Origin of the sequence: Mesorhizobium carmichaelinearum (genome assembly GCF_900199455.1) — a bacterium.
GTDB classification, from domain to species: Bacteria; Pseudomonadota; Alphaproteobacteria; order Rhizobiales; family Rhizobiaceae; genus Mesorhizobium; species Mesorhizobium carmichaelinearum.
Window position 1 is genome coordinate 606711 of sequence record NZ_FZQR01000001.1, and the last position, 19162, is coordinate 625872.

A 19162-nucleotide genomic window follows, 5' to 3' on the forward strand; every position below is an offset into this window, starting at 1 on the left:
ATTTTCGCGCCGCCCATGGCTGGTGAGCCTAGCGACGTGGCGTGGTCCAGGCCAGCGCCGGGGACCAAAGAGGGGCAGATGCAGACAACGAAAAAGCCGCGCGGCCATGGCCACGCGGCTTTGATCGTTACAAATTCAGCAGACTTGTTTAGCTCGCGACGCTCGCCTGCGCCGTGCGCTCGGCCAACATCTGGCGCACCGCCGACATCGAGCCGGAGAGCTCGTTGATGGCGTCGTCGATCAGCGCCCGCTGCTTCTGCAGGCGGGCAAGCTGCTTCTCCGACTTGTCCAGCGCCAGCCGCAGCTGCTTGGTGTTGGAACCGGTCGGATCGTAGAGATCCATCATCTGCTTGACGTCGCGCAGCGAGAACCCGACCTTGCGGCCGAGCAGGATCAACTTCAGCCTGGCCTTGTCGCGGCGCGTGTAGAGACGGGTCGAACCGTCACGCTGCGGATTGAGCAGGCCCTTGTCTTCGTAGAAACGCAGCGTGCGCAGCGTCACACCGTACTTCTTGGCCATTTCACCGATGCGAGCGAGATCCTCACCGGCTTCGACAGATACATTATTGGTATTGGCCGCGGTCTCGCCGGCCGAGATAAGCTTCATGGTCACTGGCTTTCCCCGTCTGGTGGCGTCGCGGTCCTGGACCAAGCGTCGCCTGACTGGAAGCGGGGGCGTGCTTCCGGCCGTGGTTTCGACAAACAAAATCGCAAACAGCACACTCAAATGCGCCTTTTACGTTTACGTCAATTCTATACCGATAGCCGCCTCATGACGCAAGGGGCGTTCTGAGAAGGTGCTTTATGCCGCACCGCGGACGGCGACAGCCAACTTCCTTCTAACTTCTTAAGCTTGGTTAACGCGTTGTTTACCACGTTGGGGGAAATGTGGGCGCGTCGGCTACCCGTGTTTATCCTGTATCGAATTTTTCACGGTTTTTCGGAGCGCGGGGGAACCCCCGGGAAGCTTGCCTTCCACCGTGGCAGCGCGGTCGCCTTCGTTCCGGCAGGGACTTGGGGAGCTGGTCGCAAGCCGGCCAATCTGAAAGACGGACGCACCGATGAACAGCAAGCGGTCCTATCTCGATACACTCAATGCCGGCAGGCAGCGCAGGCCGCAGACCACGCTCGAGCAACTGAACCGCTCGCTGGAGACGCTGGAACAGCGGCTGGGGCAGACACGCGAGGAGGTGACGGCACGTCCGGCTCCGCGCCAATACGGCGCCGACCCGCGCTATCCCGCAGCCGACCCACGCTACCCTGCCACCGATCCGCGCTCTCCCGCCGCCCAGCCGACCGGGCAGCAGCGCTGGTATGAGGATCCGCAGCCGGCACCGCGCCCGCAGAACCCGGCTCCGGCCCCCAGCTTCGACCAGAACTACCAAGCCATCGCCCGCGATATCGACCGTGTGCGCGGCCAGGAAGACAGCGTCGCCATGGTCGGCAAGATCGCCGGCGAATTGCGCGGCATGCGCGAGGAACTGCGCCATCAGATGACGGCTGGCCTGCAGCGCGAATTCGATGCGCTGCGCAAGGATATCGACCGCGCCTTCCAGGCGAACGCCAAGCCGGGCGCGGCAGGTAAGGGCAGCGCCGAACTCGGCGTCGAATTCGAACGGCTTTCCGGCGCCATCAAAACGCTGTCGGAGAAGAGCGACGACAGAAGCGTCAATCTGCTGCGGCTGGAGCTCGAGCAGGTCAAGGCCGCGCTCGACACGCTGGCGCGCGAGGAGAGCGTGCAGAAGGTCGACCGTCGTTGGGACGACTTCGACCGCCGCTGGACGGCTTTCGAGGACCGCGTCGACGCCGACCAGCGCAAACGTTCCGACGATCCCGCCCTTGCGGCCCTGACCGACCGGCTGGAGCAGATCAGCAACGCCGTCAACAATCTGCCGGAATCGCTGTCGCTGCGCTCGCTGGAAGAAAAGGTCCGTACGCTCGCCGGTGCCGTCGAACACTTCGCGGGCCAGCAGGACAATCGCGGCAGCGACACGCTTGCCATGATCGACGAGCGGCTGGACGAGATTTCCCGTGCCATCGTTGCCTCGACCGTCGCGGCACAGGCCAACTCGGTCGACCACGAAGCCTTTGAACGCATCGAGAAGCGGATCGATTCGCTCGCCCGGCAGATCGAGGAGGTGGCGCAGGACCACCCCGGCAATGCGGTCATGGATCGCCTGGGCACGCTGTCTAGCCGGGTCGATGAACTCGCCGGCCGCGCCAATCTGCCCGAACAGGCGATGGAACGGCTGGCCAAGCAGATCACCCTCATCGCCGACAAGATCGACCAGGCGCCGGCCATGCCCGATGCCGACTATATCTTCCAGGGCCTCGAGCAACGCTTCGACGTGCTGTCCGGTATGATGGAACGCCGCCAGGGCGACGCCATCGAACAGGGCAATATGCTGTTCCGCGATCTCGAGCGCCGTCTGGACGAGGTTGCCGACCGGCTCGACCAGCGCATGACGCCGCAGATCGACAGCGCCAGCATCATGGAAGCCATCGACGCCCGCTTCACCGCACTCGCCACGCGCATGGAGACGCGCGCTCCCGATCCCGCCGGCGAAGCGGCGATCCGTGGACTGGAGAGCCGGCTCGAGGACATTTCCAGCCGGCTCGATGCATCGGCGGCCCAAGTGGCCGGCATCGATCCGGCGCTGATCCGCAGCCTGGAAGCGCAGGTCGCCGGCCTGTCCGCCCATCTTTCCAGGCCGAGCACCCCGCTGCCGGAATTCGAGGACATCAGCCCGCGCCTCAACGAAATCGAGAAGACGCTGGCCGGCACCCGCGATTCGATCCTCGGCGCGGCACGCGAAGCCGCCGAGAACGCGGTGCGTTCGCTGGCCGGGTCGAACGCCAACGCGACGGCCGTTTCCGGCCTCGCCCAGGACCTGAAGACGCTGGAAACGCTGACGCGGCGTTCCGACGAGCGCAATTCGAGAACGTTTGAAGCCATCCACGACACGCTGCTCAAGATCGTCGACAGACTGGGTTCGCTGGAGACCAGCGAACCGTCCGAGGCGGTAAGCGAGCTGCTGGATACGCGCCAGGACGAGGCGGTCGGCAAGCGCCGCACACGGACCGCCAAGATGGCTGTCGAGGCACCTTCCCTGGATATCGACGAGCCGATGCCGCTGACCGGGGACATGGCCGATCTCGACGGCCGCGCCGCTGCCATATTGGGCAACGAGCCGGGGCCGCGTGGCGATTTCGGTACGCGCAGCGACCCGCGTGGTGATTTAAGCACTCGCTCGCCGGCGGAAGCCGCCGCCGCCGCCGCCATGGCCGCCCTCGGGTCCGACACGATCGCCGAGAAAGACCAGCCGGCAGGCCGCAAGTCGATGTTCGGCGGGCTGGCGCGCGCCTTCAAGGGCAAGAAGGCGGCGGACGTTCCGCCGCTGGCCGGCTCGGCGCCGAGCAGCGACATCCCTAGTGTCGATCTCGACGAGCCGCTCGACCCGAAAGTGGCCAACCGCCCGCTCGAGCCCGGCTCCGGCGCGCCCGACCTCAATGCCATCATGAAGCGGGTGCGCGACGAGCGCGGGCAGCCGGCAAAGCCTAGCGAAAGCGACGCCGCGAAATCGGATTTCATCGCAGCCGCGCGGCGTGCGGCACAGGCCGCCGCCGCGGAGGCCGACGCCTTGAAGCGCCAGTCGACGGTGAAAGGCCCGGTGAAGGCGCTCAGGATCGGCGATCTGCTCAAAGCGCGGCGCAAGCCGATCCTGATGGCGGCGGCGGCGATCATGCTGGCGCTTGCCGGACTGCAGCTCGGCAAGGCATTTCTCTCGGATCCCGCCCAGGTGGCAAACAACGACGCGGCGCCGATCGTCGCCGCGCAGCCGGTGCAAACGGCATCCGTCGACACGGCGAGCCAGCCGAAGGCGGAAGCCCAGCCGGCAGCGACCGACAACGCGCCGGCCCGGCCCGTCAGGCAGGCCGAACCATCCGTGCCCGCAAGCAAGGACGACATGGTGGCGCAGACCGCCCTGGCGATGCCGTCGGACACGGACGCGATGGCGAATACGGCGCCGGTCGCGGAGCCCGCGCCTACGGCGTCAGCCGCCTCTTCCGGTCCGATGGCTTCGGCCGCTCCGGCGCCAGCCGCGCCCATTGCCACGACCCCGATGGATACGACGGCTTCAGAGCCGGCCGCTGTCACCGGCGGTGCGCAGGCTACGGATACCGATGCCCAGCCGGTCGCGGCTGCGCCGTCGGCGGCCAACGAAGCCACCGCCAAGGACACCACCGGTGCGGTCGCGCCGGCGGATGCCCCCGCGGCAGCAGCCACGGCCAAGTTCGACATTCCGGCCGATGCCGGCCCGGCCGCGCTGCGCGATGCCGCCGCCGGTGGCGACGCCAAGGCGCTGTTCGAGATCGGCTCGCGCTACGCCGAGTCGCGCGGCGTCAAGGAAGACATGGCGGCAGCCGCCAAATGGTACGAGAAATCGGCGGAACTCGGCTTCGCGCCGGCCGAATATCGCATCGGCAATTTCTATGAGAAGGGCATCGGCGTCGCCCGCGACATCAAGAAGTCGAAGACCTGGTACCAGCTCGCCGCCGAGCAGGGCAACGCCAGCGCCATGCACAATCTTGCCGTGCTGTTCGCCATGGCCGCCGATGGCGTGACCGACAATGAATCGGCCGCACACTGGTTCCAGGAGGCCGCCGATCTCGGCGTCAAGGACAGCCAGTTCAATCTCGGCATCCTCGCCGCCAAGGGTGTCGGCATGAAGCAGAACCTCGAGGAATCCTACAAATGGTTCGCGCTCGTCGCCAAGACCGGCGACAAGGATGCGGCCGCCAAGCGCGACGAGATCGCCAATGCGCTGCGGCCCGAGCAGCTCGAGCGGGCGCGCGCCGCGACCGAATTGTGGAAGGCGAAGCCGCTCAATGCGGCGACCAATTCGGCCGACATTCCCGAATCCTGGCAGGAAGGCACACCGCAGACGACCGCCGGCATCGACATGAAGAAGGCGGTCAAGAACATCCAGCTCATCCTCAACAAGAACGGCTATGATGCCGGCGGCGCCGACGGCGTCATGGGTGAGAAGACCAAGAACGCGATCATCGCTTTCCAGACCGACAACAAGCTGCCGGCGACCGGCGCCGTCGATGAAAAACTGGTCCGGGCGCTGCTGGCGCGCAAATAACAAGAAGAAGCGTCGTTTCCACGACGCTCCTGCCACACATTTGCCTGTTAACTGATTGAGATATTTTTTGTTTCGGCGCGGCGACGGGGTTTGACCCCGCCGCCGCGTCGGCGCAAGGAAAAATTGGCTTTTCGGTGCGAGACTGCCGATAACGGCCGTATTCGCCGACAGGCAAACTGATCGAGACTGACGGGTGGGCATCTATCTCCCGATTGCGGAAATTTCCGTCAACGTCTTCGTGCTGCTGGCCATGGGTGCGGCGGTGGGCTTCCTGTCGGGCATGTTCGGCGTCGGCGGCGGCTTCCTCATCACACCGCTCCTGATCTTCTACAACATCCCCCCAGCGATCGCGGTCGCCACCGGCGCCAACCAGGTCATCGCCTCTTCCGTCTCCGGCGTGCTTTCGCACATGAAGCGAGGTACGCTCGACTTCAAGCTCGGCGGCGTGCTTCTGGCCGGCGGCATCATCGGCTCCACCGCCGGCATCTACGTCTTTGCCTTCCTGCGCCGGCTCGGCCAGCTCGACCTGTTCATCTCGCTGCTTTATGTCGTGCTGCTCGGCACGGTCGGCGGGCTGATGCTGGTCGAAAGCATCAACGCACTGCGTGCCACACGCAGTGGTGCCGCCCCGGTGCTGAAGAAATCCGGCCAGCACAACTGGATCCACCGGCTGCCGCTGAAGATGCGGTTCAGGGCGTCAAAACTGTTCGTCAGCGTCATCCCGGTGCTTGGCCTTGGCGCCGGCATCGGCTTCCTGTCGTCGATCATGGGTGTCGGCGGCGGCTTCATCATGGTGCCGGCGCTGATCTATCTGCTCAAGGTGCCGACCAATGTCGTTATCGGCACCTCGCTGTTCCAGATCATCTTCACGTCCGCCTACACCACGCTGGTCCACGCCACCACCAACCAGACAGTCGATGTCGTGCTGGCCTTCATCCTGATGGCGGGTGGCGTGGCCGGCGCGCAATATGGCGCCAAGGCCGGCCAAAGACTGCGCGGCGAGCAGCTCAGGGCGTTGCTGGCCTTGCTGGTGCTGGCCGTGGCGATCCGGCTCGCCATCGATCTTTTCGTCACCCCGCCCAATCTCTATTCGCTGTCTGCCTTGGGCCTCAACTGATGATGGCCCCGAAAGCGTTCGCAGCCGCCATCCTCCTGTCACTGCTTGCGGCCGCCGCGCCGGCGAAGGCACAGACGCCGCTGACGGAAGGGATCCAGATCGGTCTCTCCACCGACAATGTCTCGATCACCGCTGGCTTTTCCGGCGCCGACCTGACCATCTTCGGCTCGCTGGAAAATCCCGACCCGCTGGTCGCCCGCCAGGGGCGCTACGACGTCATCGTCGTGCTCGAGGGGCCACCCAAGCCGGTGGTGGTGCGTCGCAAGGACCGGGTGCTCGGCGTGTGGGTCAATCTGGACTCCGAAACCTTCGAGAATGTGCCGATGTCCTATTCGGTGGCGACGACGCGGCCGCTGCAGGACATCACCGAACCGAACAGCTACAAGCAGCTATCGCTCGGTGCCTCCAATCTCTACATGCAGCCCGCCGACGCCGGCGACAGCCCGGCGACGATCGAAGAATTCACCACGGCCTTGCGCGAACGCAAGGCGGCGACCGGCCTCTACAGCGAGAATGTCGGCGGCGTGCAGTTCCTGTCCCAGAACCTGTTCCGCGCCACCGTGCGGTTGGCGCCGAATGTTCCCGTCGGCACTCACAAGGCACGTGCCTTCCTGTTCAAAAGCGGCCTGTTCATCAAGGAGAGTTCGGCCCAGCTCGAAATCCGCAAGTCCGGCTTCGAACAGTCGATCTTCCGTGTCGCCCACAACTACTCCTTCCTCTATGGCGTCTTCGCCATATCGCTGGCCATGCTGACGGGCTGGCTCGGCAGGCTGGTCTTCCGCAAGGATTGAGCGTCCAAAAGGGGTTTCCCTTTTCCGCGTCATGCTATAGACCGCACCTCCCCGCCCAACGGGCAAGCACGCACAATTCAATTCGGCAGAGCGGTCCGGTCGCCCGGAACCACAGCGCACGCTTCGCCCGCGAGCGCCGATCCGCTGCCTGCCGCCAATGACAGGAGGCTGCTTTGCGACCAGCATTCGCCGGTATCGACTTCGGCACTTCGAACTCCACTGTCGGCGTGGTCCGCAACGGGCAGCCCCACCTCGTCGCGCTCGAAGACAACCAGGTCACGCTGCCCAGCGCTGTGTTCTTCAATTTCGAGGATGGCCGCATCTGTTTTGGCCGCCAGGCCATCGCCAACTATACGGACAGCGTTGAAGGTCGGCTGATGCGCTCGCTGAAGAGCGTGCTCGGCAGCTCGCTGGCGCATGAAAAGACGCGCATCAAGGCGCGTTCGATCGGCTTCATGGAAATCATCGGCCTGTTCCTCGGGCATCTCAGGAAGAAGCTGGAGGAGGACGGCGGCGACCTGGTCGAGACCGTGGTGCTCGGCCGCCCGGTGCAATTCGTCGACGACGATGCGCAGGCCGACGCCAATGCCCAGAGCGACCTGGAAAAGGCGGCGCACGCCCAGGGCTTCAAGCACATCGCCTTCCAGTTCGAGCCGATCGCCGCGGCGCTCGACTACGAGCAGAGGGTGACGCGCGAGGAGCTGGCGCTGATCATCGACATGGGCGGCGGCACGTCTGACTTTTCGGTCGTGCGCGTCTCGCCGGAGCGTGCCCGATCCCTTGACCGCAAGGACGACATCCTGGCCAGCCGGGGTGTGCATATTGGCGGTACGGATTTCGACCGGCTGCTCAGCATCGCCCATGTCATGCCGCAGCTCGGCTATTTGACACCTACCAAGGACGGCAAGCGCAATCTGCCGGCCAGCTACTTCATCGATCTCGCGACATGGCAGCGCATCAACATGGCCTACACCGCCAAGGCGATGACGCATCTGCGCCAGATCCGCTACGAGGCCGCGCGCGCCGACCTTGTCGACCGCTTCATCCACATCGTCGAGCACCGTTATGGACACGCGCTGGCGGCATTGGTTGAAAAGGCCAAGATCGAGCTGACCGACCTATCATCGGCCGAAGTCGCGGTGAGGCTGTCCGACGTGAAGTTCGCCGCCGAGATCACGCGCGACGGGCTGGACGCCACCATCAACAGGGACATAGAGCGGGTCACCGCAACGGTGGCTGAGACCATGCGCGACGCTGGGGTCAAGCCGTCCGACATCACCGCGGTGTTCCTGACCGGCGGCTCGACCGCTATACCGCTGGCAAGACGGGAAATCCTGTCGCTGGTGCCGCAGGCTTCCGTCATCGACGGCGACATGTTCGGCTCGGTCGGGCTTGGCCTGGCGCTCGATGCCCAGCGCAAGTTCGGCTGACCGGTCCGTTGATATTCAGGTGATGCCGGCCTGCAAATGACCTGCGCTTCCGGTACCCGCGTACCCGAACGTACGCTCCGTTCCGGTTCTCGGAACCAACCATTTTCGGCACGGCCTGACCTGAATCTCAGCGAACCTCACCCGTGGTCTGCAGACGTACCCAGATGCGCCTTGAGCGCCATCTGGGCCAGGCTTGCCTGGCGATCGCGGTGCGTGATCATGGCGAAGTCGCGTTTCGGCAGTTCGAGTGGCACGGACCGCAAGCTGCCTTCAGCGACGGCGCGTCCGACAACCAGTTCCGAAATGATGGTGGCGCCGGCACCCGCCTCGACCGCCTGGCGAACCGCCTCGTTGCTGGGCAGCACCAGGAATATTTGCAGATCGGCAAGCGAAATCCCCTCACGCCGCGCCAGATCCTCCAGGACCTCGCGCGTGCCCGAACCGCCCTCGCGGATGATCCAGCGCAGGCCCTTGATATCTGGCCGGCCCGGCGCGGTTTCGACGATCTCGGGATGTGACGCGGCAACAACCAGCATCAACCGGTCGGTATCGACCTTGGCGCGGCGCAATATGTCGGATTCGGTGCGCCCCTCGACCAGGCCGAGATCGGCGGTCCCATCCAGCACGCTGGCCTCGACCTGCCTTGTGTTGCCGATGCTGACGCTCAGCCGTACCGCGGGGTAGGCCTCGTGGAAGGACGCCAGCCGGCGCGGCAGCCAGTAGCTGGCGATGGTCAGGCTGGCGGCAATCGAAAGACTGCCGGCGACGGTCTGCGAGACATGTTCCAGCACATTGCGGGCGGCGGCGGCCCGCTCCAGCACGGCCTTGGCCTCCGGCAGGAACCGGTGGCCCGTCTGGGCAAGTTCGATGTTGCGGCCGACGCGGTTGAACAAATGGACGCCGTGTTGTTCTTCAAGCGCGCGGATGGCGGCTGATGCAGCCGATTGCGAAATGCCCAAAAGCTCCGCCGCCTTGGTCATGTGGCCGCGCTCGGCGACGGCGACGAAAATGCGCAACTGGTCAAGGGTCATGCGCGCATTAAGAACCAATATCGATCGAATTTACAAGAACAACTGATTAGACGGATCGATGTCTTTATTCTACTTTTTCAGGCGAAGTTAGAAAAAATTGGCCATCAGGTCGCAGCGCATAAAATGATCGGGCGGTTCAGATCCCTGCTTGCCCATTGGGCCCGTGGCATAAAGCGGCGGCTGGCCGGCGATCGCTATCACCCGGAAGAGCACTATATGCGCGGCCCCGGGCCGAAGACACGCGCCAAGTCTGCCGGCCGCGCCGGCACCACCGGCTCATGATCCACCCTCCGCGCGGCGCGAATTCGGCACCATCGCAACGCCCGCTTGCCGACACGCGCGCGCCCGATGAAGGTGACGGCGTCGACACCTCGCCAAGCGTTTCGGACAGCATCGCCAAGACGACCTGCTACATGTGCGCCTGCCGCTGCGGCATCGACGTGCACATCAAGGACGGCAAGGTCCGCTACATCAACGGCAACAAGGACCATCCGGTCAATCGCGGCGTGATCTGCGGCAAGGGCAGTTCCGGCATCATGCAGCACTACAGCCCGGCCCGGCTGAAGAAGCCACTGCTGCGCACCGGCCCGCGCGGCTCGGGAGAATTCCGCGAGATCGAGTGGGAGGAGGCTTTTTCGATCGCGACGGAGCGGCTCTCGACCATCCGCAGGACCGATCCGAAAAAGCTCGCCTTCTTCACCGGCCGCGACCAGTCGCAATCCTTGACCGGCTGGTGGGCGAGCCAGTTCGGCACGCCGAACTTCGCCGCCCATGGCGGCTTCTGTTCGGTCAATATGGCGGCCGGGGGCCTCTACACAATCGGCGGCTCGTTCTGGGAGTTCGGCGAGCCGGACTGGGACAACACAAGATACTTCATGCTGTTCGGCGTTGCCGAGGACCATGATTCCAACCCGATCAAGATCGGCCTCGGCAAGCTCAAGGCGCGCGGCGCCAAGGTGGTGTCGATCAATCCGTGCCGCACCGGCTACAATGCGATTGCCGACGACTGGATCGGCATCCGGCCAGGCACCGACGGCCTGTTCGTCTTCGCGCTCATCCACGAATTGCTGAAAGCCGGCCGCGTCGATCTCGACTATCTGCTGCGCTACACCAACGCCCATGTCCTCGTCGTGCAGGAGCCTGGCGCCTCCGACGACGGGCTGTTCGTCCGTGACGCCGACGGCAATCCGCTGGCCTGGGACAGGGTGGCGAAGACCTCCGTCAACGCAGCCGATCCGAAGGCGAAGCCGGCGCTGACCGGCAGCTTCGCAGTCGGCGGCCGCCGCTGCACGCCGGTGTTCCAGATGATCGCCGACCGCTACCTCGATGACAGCTACGCGCCGGATGCGGTCGCCGAGCGCTGCGGCATTGCCGCCGATACGATCCGCCGGATCGCCGCTGAACTCGCCCATGTCGCCTTCGAACAGACGATCGAACTGCCTATCGCATGGACCGATTGGGCCGGGCGCCGGCACGAGACGATCAAGGGCCGGCCGGTTTCGATGCATGCCATGCGCGGCATCTCCGCCCACTCGAACGGTTTTCACACTTGCCGCGCCATCCATCTGCTGCAGGTGTTGTTGGGCACGGTGGATGTTCCCGGCGGTTTTCGTTTCAAGCCGCCCTACCCCCGGTCGGCGCCGCCGGGTCCGAAACCCGCCGGCAAGAGCGTCAGGCCGATGACGCCGCTCGACGGCATGCCGCTCGGTTTTGTCTGCGGGCCGGACGATTTGCTGGTCGATGAGGCCGGCAGGCCGACCCGCATCGACAAAGCCTATTCCTGGGACGCGCCGCTGGCCGCGCACGGCCTGATGCACACCGTCATCCGCAATGCCTGGGCCGGCGACCCGTACCCGATCGACACGTTGATGATGTACATGTCGAACATGGCCTGGAATTCCTCGATGAACACTGTCGAGACCATAGCCATGCTGACCGACAGCGATGAGGCGGGCAATTACAAGATCCCCTTCATCATCTATTCCGACGCCTATTATTCCGAGACCGTGCCGTTCGCCGATCTGGTCCTGCCCGACACCACCTATCTGGAGCGCCATGATTGCATCAGCCTGCTCGACCGGCCGATCAGCCATGCCGACGGGCCGGGCGATGCCATCCGCCATCCCGTCGTCGAGCCGGACCGCGACGTCAGGCCGTTCCAGTCGGTGCTGATCGAACTGGGTGCACGGCTTGGCCTGCCCGGTTTCGTCGATGAGAACGGATCGGCCAAATATGCCGACTATGCCGACTATATCGTCAACCACGAGCGCACACCGGGCATCGGACCGCTGGCTGGCTGGCGCGGCAAGGACGGGACGTCGATCGGCAACGGCGAGGCCAATCCGGACCAGTTGCAGCGCTACATCGACAATGGCGGCTTCTGGCATCACGACTTCGCTCAGGACCAGCGCTACTACAAGATGGCCAACCGCTCCTATCTCGATTTCGCCGTGCAGATGGGTTTTATCCCGAAGGCCGAGCCGATCGTCTTCCAGCTCTACTCCGAGCCGTTGCAGCGCTTTCGCCTGGCCGCGCGCGGCCATGGTCGCGTCTTGCCGCCCGAGGGCGAGCGCCAGCGCATCGAGACCTACATGGATCCGCTGCCGTTCTGGTACATGCCCTTCGAGGAGGCGGTGGTCGACCTCGAAAAATACCCGCTGCACGCGCTGACGCAGCGGCCGATGCACATGTATCATTCCTGGGGTTCGCAGAATGCGTGGCTGCGGCAGATCACCAGCCAGAACCGGCTGTTCGTGCATCACCGCGCCGGCGCCGGTCTCGGTCTCGTCGACGACGACTGGGTGTGGATCGAGAGCATCAACGGCAGGGTGAAGGGGCAGATCAAGCTGGTCGACGGGGTGAACGAAAGCACGGTCTGGACCTGGAACGCGATCGGCAAGCGTCGCGGCAGCTGGGGCTTGAAGGACGACGCCGCCGAAAGCAATCGCGGCTTCCTGCTCAACCACATCATCGGTGACCAGACATCGGCCGACGCGCAGGGCAAACGCTATTCGAACTCCGATCCGGTCACGGGACAAGCGGCATGGTTCGATTTGCGGGTGCGCGTCGTCAAATGCAGGGCCGAGGAAGCCGGCTTCACCGAGCCGCAATTCGAGCGTTTTCAGCAACCGCCGCATTTCGAGCCTTCGCCCGACATCCTTCGCTTCGGTGCTGAATTCCGCATGAACAGGGAAGCCGCCGAATGACCTGCCTTCCCGCCCACCCCGACAAGAAACTCGGCCTCGTCATCGATCTCGACACCTGCGTCGGTTGCCAGGCCTGCGTCACCGCCTGCAAGGAATGGAACACCGGCGGCCACATGGCACCGCTGACGGACATCGACCCCTATGGCGGCCATGTCGATGGCGTCTGGTTCAATCGCGTGCACAGCTATGAGCACACCACCGAGATGGGCGGACGCACGGTCAACTTCCCGCGCTCCTGCCTGCATTGCGAGACGCCGGCCTGCGTCACCGTTTGCCCGACTGGCGCTTCCTACAAGCGCGCCTCGGACGGCATCGTGCTGGTCGACGAGGACAAATGCATCGGCTGCAAATTGTGCAGCTGGGCCTGTCCCTATGGGGCGCGCGAATTCGACAGCGATGTCGGCGTCATGAAGAAATGCACGCTGTGCGTCGACCGCATCTACAATGACAATCTGGCCGAAGAGGACCGCGTGCCGGCCTGCGTTGCCGCCTGCCCGACCAGTGCCCGGCATTTCGGTGACCTCGGCGATCCCCAGTCGGCCGTCTCGCAACTGGTGGCGGAGCGCGGCGGCGTCGACCTGATGCCGGAACTCGGCTATCACCCGACCAACAAATACCTGCCGCCGCGCGCCCACACGCAACGCGCCGCATCGGTGCCTGCGAAGGCGCTGGAGCCGGTGCGGGCCGAAGGCGGCTTCCTCGGCTGGGTCGACCGCATGCTTTCGAACTAGCCCATGCATCCCGCCTTCTCCGTCGTCTTCTTCACCACCGCGACGGGCGCCGGCTACGGCCTGCTGGCGCTGCTTGGCATTTTCGGTGGTTTCCAGATCATCCCCGCCGACTTCTGGCTGGGTATCGTCGGCCTGGGGCTGGCGCTCGGTTTGATCGCAGCGGGATTGTTGTCCTCGACCGGCCATCTCGGCAGGCCGGAGCGCGCCTGGCGGGCGTTCTCGCAGTGGCGCAGCTCGTGGCTGTCGCGTGAAGGCGTGGCCTCGGTCATCACCTTCATCCCGGCGGGACTGTTCGGCATCGGCTGGCTGTTCTTTGGCCGCACTGGCGGCTGGGTGGCCATTGCCGGATTTCTGGCCGCCATCGGTGCGGTCGTCACCGTCTGCACCACAGGGATGATCTATGCGTCGCTAAAGCCGATCGCCCAGTGGCACAGCCGCTATACTTTGCCGGCTTATCTGATCTTCGCGACCATGACCGGCAGCGTCCTGTTGAACGCGCTGCTGCAGAGCTTCGGTGTCGCCTCGATAGCCGTGCTGGCGCTCTCGCTGCTTATCACGCTTCTCGGCTGGGGCTGGAAGCTCGCGACCTGGCGGCACAATGACCGGCTCGAGATCCCGACCACCGCCAACACCGCGACGGGGCTGGCCGGCGGCACGGTGCGGTCGCTGGAATGGCCGCATACCGAGGAAAACTATCTGCTCAAGGAAATGGGCTTTCGCATCGCGCGCAAGCACAGCGCCAAGCTGCGCCGGATCACGCAGGCGCTGGCGTTCTGGTTGCCGATGTTGTTGCTGGTTGCCGTCTTCAGCGTGCCATATCCATTCGCAGCGGTGCTTTCAGCGCTCGCCGCCATCGCCCAGTTCGCCGGCATGCTGGTCGAACGCTGGCTGTTCTTTGCCGAGGCGAAGCACACGGTTACGCTGTACTACGGACGTTGAGGTCAGCCGGGCCGCAGCATCGAGCGGGAGATGGCGAAGATGCGGTCGCTGCCAAGCATATAGGCCATCAGCGTCTCCAGGCGGAACAGCCCGGCATAGGCGCGATCGAGGACATTGAGCGAACCGGTATAGGCGCCGAAGGCCGGCATGATCATGCGGCCACCATCGCCGGCGAAGCACCGCCGCCGCACCGAACGGCCGCGCTGGACGATGCGCGCGCAGGGATGCAGATGGCCAGCAATCTCGCCCTCGACACGCACTTTCGACGGCTCATGCCGGAACAGCAGCGAGCCGATAGCCAACTCGCGCACGGTTTCGCCGGGCAGATCGGCCGGCGCTTCCGGATCATGGTTGCCGGCGACCCAGAACCAGTCGCGGCCTGCCATCAGCGCTTCCAGCCGCTCGCGAAAGCTCGCATGCATGCGCTCAGCGCCGCCGCCATCGTGGAAGCTGTCGCCCAGGCTGATGACGATCGATGGCTGATAATCCGATGTCACCGCTTGCAGCCGCAGCAAGGTGGCGCCGGTGTCGTAGGGCGGGATCAGCGCGCCGCGCCTGGCCAGCGACGAGCCTTTTTCCAGATGCAGGTCGGACACCGCCAGAAGCCGGAGCTCCGGAAAAAAGAGCACGCCGCGCGGATCGCAGACCGCACGTTCGCCAGCGATGCCAACAAGGTCGGCCTCGGCAATCAGCGATGTGCGTGTCAGCGAGAAATTCATCCTCTACCTTCGTTCCTCAACTTCGGCCCATGGCCTCTTCGACCAGGTCGGCGGCTTCCATGAGCAGGGATTCGTTGGCGCCGCCATTCACCGATTCCTTGCCGATCTCCAGCATCACCGGCACGGCCAGCGGCGAAATCTGCTTGAGGTGCTTATGCATGATTCGACCGCGGACACGCGAGAGCATGTCGGCAAGTCTGCTGACATCGAGCAATCCCGCCGATGCGTCGGTGCGCGTCGCCTGCAACAATATGTGGTCAGGTTCGTGGCTGCGCAGCACATCATAGATCAGGTCGGCCGAGACGGTCACCTGCCTGCCGCTCTTCTCCTGGCCCGGAAAGCGCTTCTCGATCAGCCCGGCAATGACGGCGCAGGTGCGGAAGGTGCGCTTCAGCATCCAGCTGTCGTTCAGCCAGGCTTCGAGATCGTCGCCCAGCATGTCCTCGTCGAACAGGGCGGCCAGCGACGGCTTCCTGGCCTTGAACAAAGCGGCCATGTCGTCCAGCGCCCAGACAGCCAGCGAATAGTCGGTGGCGACGAAGCCGAGCGGCCGGGCGTTCGCCCGCTCCAGCCGCCGCGTTAGGAGCATGCCGAGCGTCTGGTGCGCCAGCCTGCCTTCGAAGGGATAGGCGACCATGTAGTGGCGGTTGCCGCGCGGAAAAGTCTCGACCAGAAGGTCGCCGCGCTTTGGCAGCACCGACTTTTCCTTCTGCAGCCGCAGCCAGTCGGCGACCTGTTCGGGCAGCGCCTGCCAGCGGTCGCTGTCGGCCAGCATGCCGCGTACCTGGTCGGCCAGATAGGTCGAGAGCGGAAACTTGCCGCCGGCATAGGACGGCACGATGATGTTGGCGCCGGCGCCGTTGGAGACGACGCATTCGTTCTCGCGGATGCCTTCGAAACGCAGCACCTTGCCGGCGAAGAGGAAATTGTCGCCCGGCCGCAGCGTCTCAGCGAAATACTCCTCGATCTTGCCCAGCACCGGCCCGCCGCGTCCGGCCATGCCACGGCCCTGCCTGACGTAGCGGACATTGAGCTCCGGCATCTCGACGATGGTGCCGACATTCAGACGGTATTGCTGGGCGACGCGCGGATGCGAGACGCGCCACAGCCCATCCTTGGTCTTGCGGATACGCGCGTAGCGCTCGTAGTTCTTCAGCGCATAGCCACCGGTGGCGACGAAATCAACGACGCGATCGAACGTCTCGCGCGTCAGCCCGGCATAGGGGGCGGCGCTGCGTACCTCCTCGAACAAATGGTCGGCGTCGAAAGGCGCGCCGCAGGCGACGCCCAGCACATGCTGCGACAGCACGTCGAGCGCGCCGTTGATCAATGGCGGCGTATCCTGCGCGCCGAGATAGTTGGCGTCGAGCGCTGCCCGGCATTCCAGCACTTCGAAACGGTTGGCCGGGATGAGGATCGCCTTGGATGGCTCGTCCATGCGGTGATTGGCCCGGCCGATGCGCTGCGCCAGCCGGCTCGCGCCCTTGGGCGCGCCGACATGCACGACCAGGTCGACATCGCCCCAGTCGATGCCGAGATCGAGCGTCGAGGTCGCGACAATGGCGCGCAGCGCATTCTCACCCATCGCCTTTTCGACCCGCCGGCGCTGTCCGACATCGAGCGAGCCATGATGCAAGGCGATCGGCAGCGAGTCCTCGTTGGCCCGCCACAATTCCTGGAACAGCAGTTCGGCCTGGCTGCGGGTGTTGACGAACAGAAGCGTGGTGCGATGGCGCTTGATCGCTTCATATATCTCGGGAATGGCGTAGCGAGCGGAATGGCCGGACCACGGGACGCGTTCGCGCGAATCGAGGATCGAAATGTCCGGTTTCGCCCCGCCCGCCACAGTGATCAGCCCAGCCATTCCGCCTGCCGGATTCTGGCTGACCAGCCAGCGCCGCAACTCGTCCGGCTCGGCCACTGTCGCCGACAGGCCGATCGTCTGCAGGCCGGGCACATAGTTGCGCAGCCGCGCCAGGCCGAGCGCCAAGAGATGGCCGCGCTTCGACGTCACCAGCGAATGCAACTCGTCGAGCACGACATAGCGCAGATCCTCGAAGAAGCGCCTGGCGTCGGGGGCGGCGATCAGCAGCGCCAGTTGCTCAGGCGTGGTGAGCAGGATGTCGGGCGGAACCAGTTTCTGCCGCTGGCGCTTGTGGGAAGGCGTGTCGCCGGTGCGCGTCTCGATGGTCACGGGCAGTCCGATCTCCTCCACCGGCTTGCCGAGATTGCGCTCGATGTCGACGGCCAGCGCCTTCAGCGGCGAAATATAAAGCGTGTGGATGCCGCGATGCGCCTGACCCGGCTTTCGCCTTGGCCTGACGGCGAGTTCAGTCAGCGAGGGCAGGAAGCCGGCCAGCGTCTTGCCGGCACCGGTCGGCGCGATCAAAAGCACCGATTGCCCGCTTTGAGCCTTCGCCAGCAATTCGATCTGATGGGCGCGCGGCGACCAGCCCTTTTCCCCGAACCATCTGAGGAATGGCTCGGGCAGGGCAATGGCGGCATTCTGCTCGGCAAGGCGCGGCTCAACTGTCACCCGCCAGAGGTAGCGCGGCCACGGGCAATCGCCAAGGAAAATCGGAACAAAAGGGGATCGTGGCATTCCTCGCCCCGTTTACGGGGAGAGGATGCCGGCAGGCAGGTGAGGGGCAGCGCCAGCGATCATAAATTGGCTGTTGGCGCGATCACTCGCAGGCTCGCGCTGCCCCTCATCCGCCCTTCGGGCACCTTTTCCCCGTGAAACGGGGAGAAGGAAGAAGCTTACGGCCGCCGAAACCCCGTCGGGCCGCCATAGAGATAGCCGATGCGGGCGATGGCGTCCTTCAGCCCTTCGCGCGAGACCAGCATGGTGTGACCATTGGCGTGGATCATGGTCTCGGCGTCGGTCATGACAGCGACATGGCCCTTCCAGAAGACGAGGTCGCCCCGTCGCAATCCGGCATAGTCCACGCCGGGATCGAGCGGTTCGCCGATGCTTGCCGCCTGCATGTCGGAATCACGCAGCACGTTTTTGCCGGCCATGCGCATCGCCAGTTGCACCAGGCCCGAGCAATCGATGCCGAAGCCGGACGCGCCGCCCCACAGATAAGGTGTCCCAAGAAACGTCTCGGCAACCGCGACATAGTCAGCGGCAACGTCTGCGACTGGCCGCAAATGGCCCGCGATGATCGCTTCGCCGGACGGCAAGACAGCATAATGCGTGCCGCGCGTCTCGGCGGCACCCGTCACCGTCACCGTCGACCCCATCGACAGCTGCCCCGCGATCGGAAAGCGCAGGTCGGGTCCTGGATAGAGGAAGGTGCGGGGCACCGACACGATATGGGTGGGCGCATCGTCGCGTCCGCCCAGCTCAGTTGCGGCGACATAGCCAACATAGCTGTCGCGTTCAGCCTGGATCCAGGCCCAGCCCTCGGCATCCTCGAAAACCAGCACATCATCGCCGAACAGGAGCTGCGTGTTGACACCGGCATCAGGCCGCGGCGCCTTGCGAACATCGGCGACCGACGCGGTGATCCGTGCCGAACGGCCGCTGACAAAGCGGTCGGCGGTAACCTCCCCTTTCAATCTTGCATCGGCAAGGTCGGAACGGAAAGCGTGCAGGCGTGCATCGTGAGCAGTCAAGATCGGCAACCCTGTTGTATCGGCAGAACGGTCAGATGGGCAGTTCATGGGCCCTGGCGATGATACCATCGCCGAAGCGCTCGACAAAGAGCGCGCCCTCGACCGTGCGCTTGATCAGCACATTGCGCTTGTCGAGTTCGTCGCGATGGCGCGACACCAGTTTCAGCGCGCCCATCGTGTCGAGCGCGCGGGTGATGACCGGCTTGGTGACGTTGAGGCGGGCGGCAAGCCCGCGCACCGTGTGTGGCGGCGGATCGAGATAGATGGTGAACAGGATCGCCGTCTGGCGCATGGTCAGGTCGGGCGCGTCGTCGCGCACCTGTGACAGCATCACTTGCTGCCACAGTCGCAAGGCCTGGCTCGGGCGCATCGCAATCGACATCGCGCCAGGATGACGGCAAATTGTTTCGGTTCCGTTTCAGTTTCA

The 19162-nt window shown here is 64.8% G+C and carries 14 protein-coding genes; 8 read left to right on the forward strand and 6 right to left on the reverse strand.

Annotation, left to right across the window (positions count from 1 at the left end; translation table 11 throughout):
- Window positions 1-148: 148 nt before the first annotated feature.
- Window positions 149-607, reverse strand: coding sequence for a MerR family transcriptional regulator (locus CKW40_RS02540; protein WP_095198515.1), 459 nt, complete (start codon window positions 605-607; stop codon window positions 149-151).
- A gap of 454 nt (window positions 608-1061) precedes the next feature.
- On the opposite strand from CKW40_RS02540, the gene CKW40_RS02545 reads away from it, so the two are divergent.
- The 4 genes from CKW40_RS02545 to CKW40_RS02560 all read left to right on the forward strand — a co-directional run bounded on the left by CKW40_RS02545 (window position 1062) and on the right by CKW40_RS02560 (window position 8488).
- The gene (locus tag CKW40_RS02545) at window positions 1062-5150 is read left to right on the forward strand and encodes a peptidoglycan-binding protein (RefSeq protein ID WP_095198336.1); all 4089 of its coding nucleotides are present in this window, start codon (window positions 1062-1064) and stop codon (window positions 5148-5150) included.
- Window positions 5151-5343: 193 nt separating this feature from the next.
- Entirely contained in the window at window positions 5344-6267 is a 924-nt protein-coding gene (locus CKW40_RS02550; protein ID WP_095198337.1) for a sulfite exporter TauE/SafE family protein, read from the forward strand.
- Window positions 6267-7058, forward strand: coding sequence for a TIGR02186 family protein (locus CKW40_RS02555; protein WP_095198338.1), 792 nt, complete (start codon window positions 6267-6269; stop codon window positions 7056-7058). Before CKW40_RS02550 ends, CKW40_RS02555 begins: the two co-directional genes overlap by 1 nt.
- Before the next feature lie 173 nt (window positions 7059-7231).
- The gene (locus CKW40_RS02560; RefSeq protein ID WP_095198339.1) at window positions 7232-8488 is read left to right on the forward strand and encodes an Hsp70 family protein; all 1257 of its coding nucleotides are present in this window, start codon (window positions 7232-7234) and stop codon (window positions 8486-8488) included.
- Between the two features lie 137 nt (window positions 8489-8625).
- Here the strand turns inward: CKW40_RS02560 and CKW40_RS02565 are convergent, their stop codons facing one another.
- A complete protein-coding gene (locus CKW40_RS02565; RefSeq protein ID WP_095198340.1) occupies window positions 8626-9519 on the reverse strand; it encodes a LysR substrate-binding domain-containing protein in 894 nt (297 codons plus the stop codon).
- On the opposite strand from CKW40_RS02565, the gene CKW40_RS43645 reads away from it, so the two are divergent.
- The 4 genes from CKW40_RS43645 to CKW40_RS02580 are packed head-to-tail and all read left to right on the forward strand — an operon-like array spanning window position 9469 to window position 14395.
- The gene (locus CKW40_RS43645; protein ID WP_179297773.1) at window positions 9469-9801 is read left to right on the forward strand and encodes a hypothetical protein; all 333 of its coding nucleotides are present in this window, start codon (window positions 9469-9471) and stop codon (window positions 9799-9801) included. The genes CKW40_RS02565 and CKW40_RS43645 overlap by 51 nt on opposite strands.
- A complete protein-coding gene (locus tag CKW40_RS02570) occupies window positions 9798-12725 on the forward strand; it encodes a molybdopterin oxidoreductase family protein (RefSeq protein ID WP_095198341.1) in 2928 nt (975 codons plus the stop codon). The genes CKW40_RS43645 and CKW40_RS02570 overlap by 4 nt, the downstream gene beginning before the upstream one ends.
- Window positions 12722-13456 (forward strand): 4Fe-4S dicluster domain-containing protein, encoded by a 735-nt coding sequence (locus tag CKW40_RS02575; RefSeq protein WP_095198342.1) that lies wholly within the window; start codon window positions 12722-12724, stop codon window positions 13454-13456. Before CKW40_RS02570 ends, CKW40_RS02575 begins: the two co-directional genes overlap by 4 nt.
- Window positions 13457-13459: 3 nt before the next feature.
- Window positions 13460-14395, forward strand: a complete 936-nt coding sequence (locus CKW40_RS02580) for a dimethyl sulfoxide reductase anchor subunit family protein (RefSeq protein WP_095198343.1) — start codon at window positions 13460-13462, stop codon at window positions 14393-14395.
- A 2-nt stretch (window positions 14396-14397) separates the two neighbouring features.
- Here CKW40_RS02580 and pdeM read toward each other — a convergent pair whose 3' ends face one another.
- The 4 genes from pdeM to CKW40_RS02600 form a co-directional block, all read right to left on the reverse strand.
- Window positions 14398-15114: a ligase-associated DNA damage response endonuclease PdeM gene (gene pdeM / locus CKW40_RS02585; protein WP_095198344.1), complete on the reverse strand. Its 717-nt coding sequence runs from the start codon at window positions 15112-15114 to the stop codon at window positions 14398-14400.
- Between the two features lie 16 nt (window positions 15115-15130).
- The gene (locus tag CKW40_RS02590) at window positions 15131-17650 is read right to left on the reverse strand and encodes a ligase-associated DNA damage response DEXH box helicase (RefSeq protein ID WP_095198345.1); all 2520 of its coding nucleotides are present in this window, start codon (window positions 17648-17650) and stop codon (window positions 15131-15133) included.
- A 224-nt stretch (window positions 17651-17874) separates the two neighbouring features.
- Complete coding sequence (locus CKW40_RS02595; RefSeq protein WP_244571063.1) at window positions 17875-18735, reverse strand: C40 family peptidase; 861 nt, start codon at window positions 18733-18735, stop codon at window positions 17875-17877.
- 31 nt (window positions 18736-18766) lie between these two features.
- A complete protein-coding gene (locus tag CKW40_RS02600; RefSeq protein WP_010913361.1) occupies window positions 18767-19117 on the reverse strand; it encodes a MarR family winged helix-turn-helix transcriptional regulator in 351 nt (116 codons plus the stop codon).
- Window positions 19118-19162 lie beyond the last annotated feature (45 nt).

Coding starts and splice junctions, on each gene's coding strand:
- CKW40_RS02540 (WP_095198515.1), bottom strand. CDS start 607: ATGAAGCTTATCTCGGCCGGCGAGACCGCGGCCAATACCAATAATGTA.
- CKW40_RS02545 (WP_095198336.1), top strand. CDS start 1,062: ATGAACAGCAAGCGGTCCTATCTCGATACACTCAATGCCGGCAGGCAG.
- CKW40_RS02555 (WP_095198338.1), top strand. CDS start 6,267: ATGATGGCCCCGAAAGCGTTCGCAGCCGCCATCCTCCTGTCACTGCTT.
- CKW40_RS02565 (WP_095198340.1), bottom strand. CDS start 9,519: ATGACCCTTGACCAGTTGCGCATTTTCGTCGCCGTCGCCGAGCGCGGC.
- CKW40_RS02570 (WP_095198341.1), top strand. CDS start 9,798: ATGATCCACCCTCCGCGCGGCGCGAATTCGGCACCATCGCAACGCCCG.
- CKW40_RS02575 (WP_095198342.1), top strand. CDS start 12,722: ATGACCTGCCTTCCCGCCCACCCCGACAAGAAACTCGGCCTCGTCATC.
- CKW40_RS02580 (WP_095198343.1), top strand. CDS start 13,460: ATGCATCCCGCCTTCTCCGTCGTCTTCTTCACCACCGCGACGGGCGCC.
- pdeM (WP_095198344.1), bottom strand. CDS start 15,114: ATGAATTTCTCGCTGACACGCACATCGCTGATTGCCGAGGCCGACCTT.
- CKW40_RS02600 (WP_010913361.1), bottom strand. CDS start 19,117: ATGTCGATTGCGATGCGCCCGAGCCAGGCCTTGCGACTGTGGCAGCAA.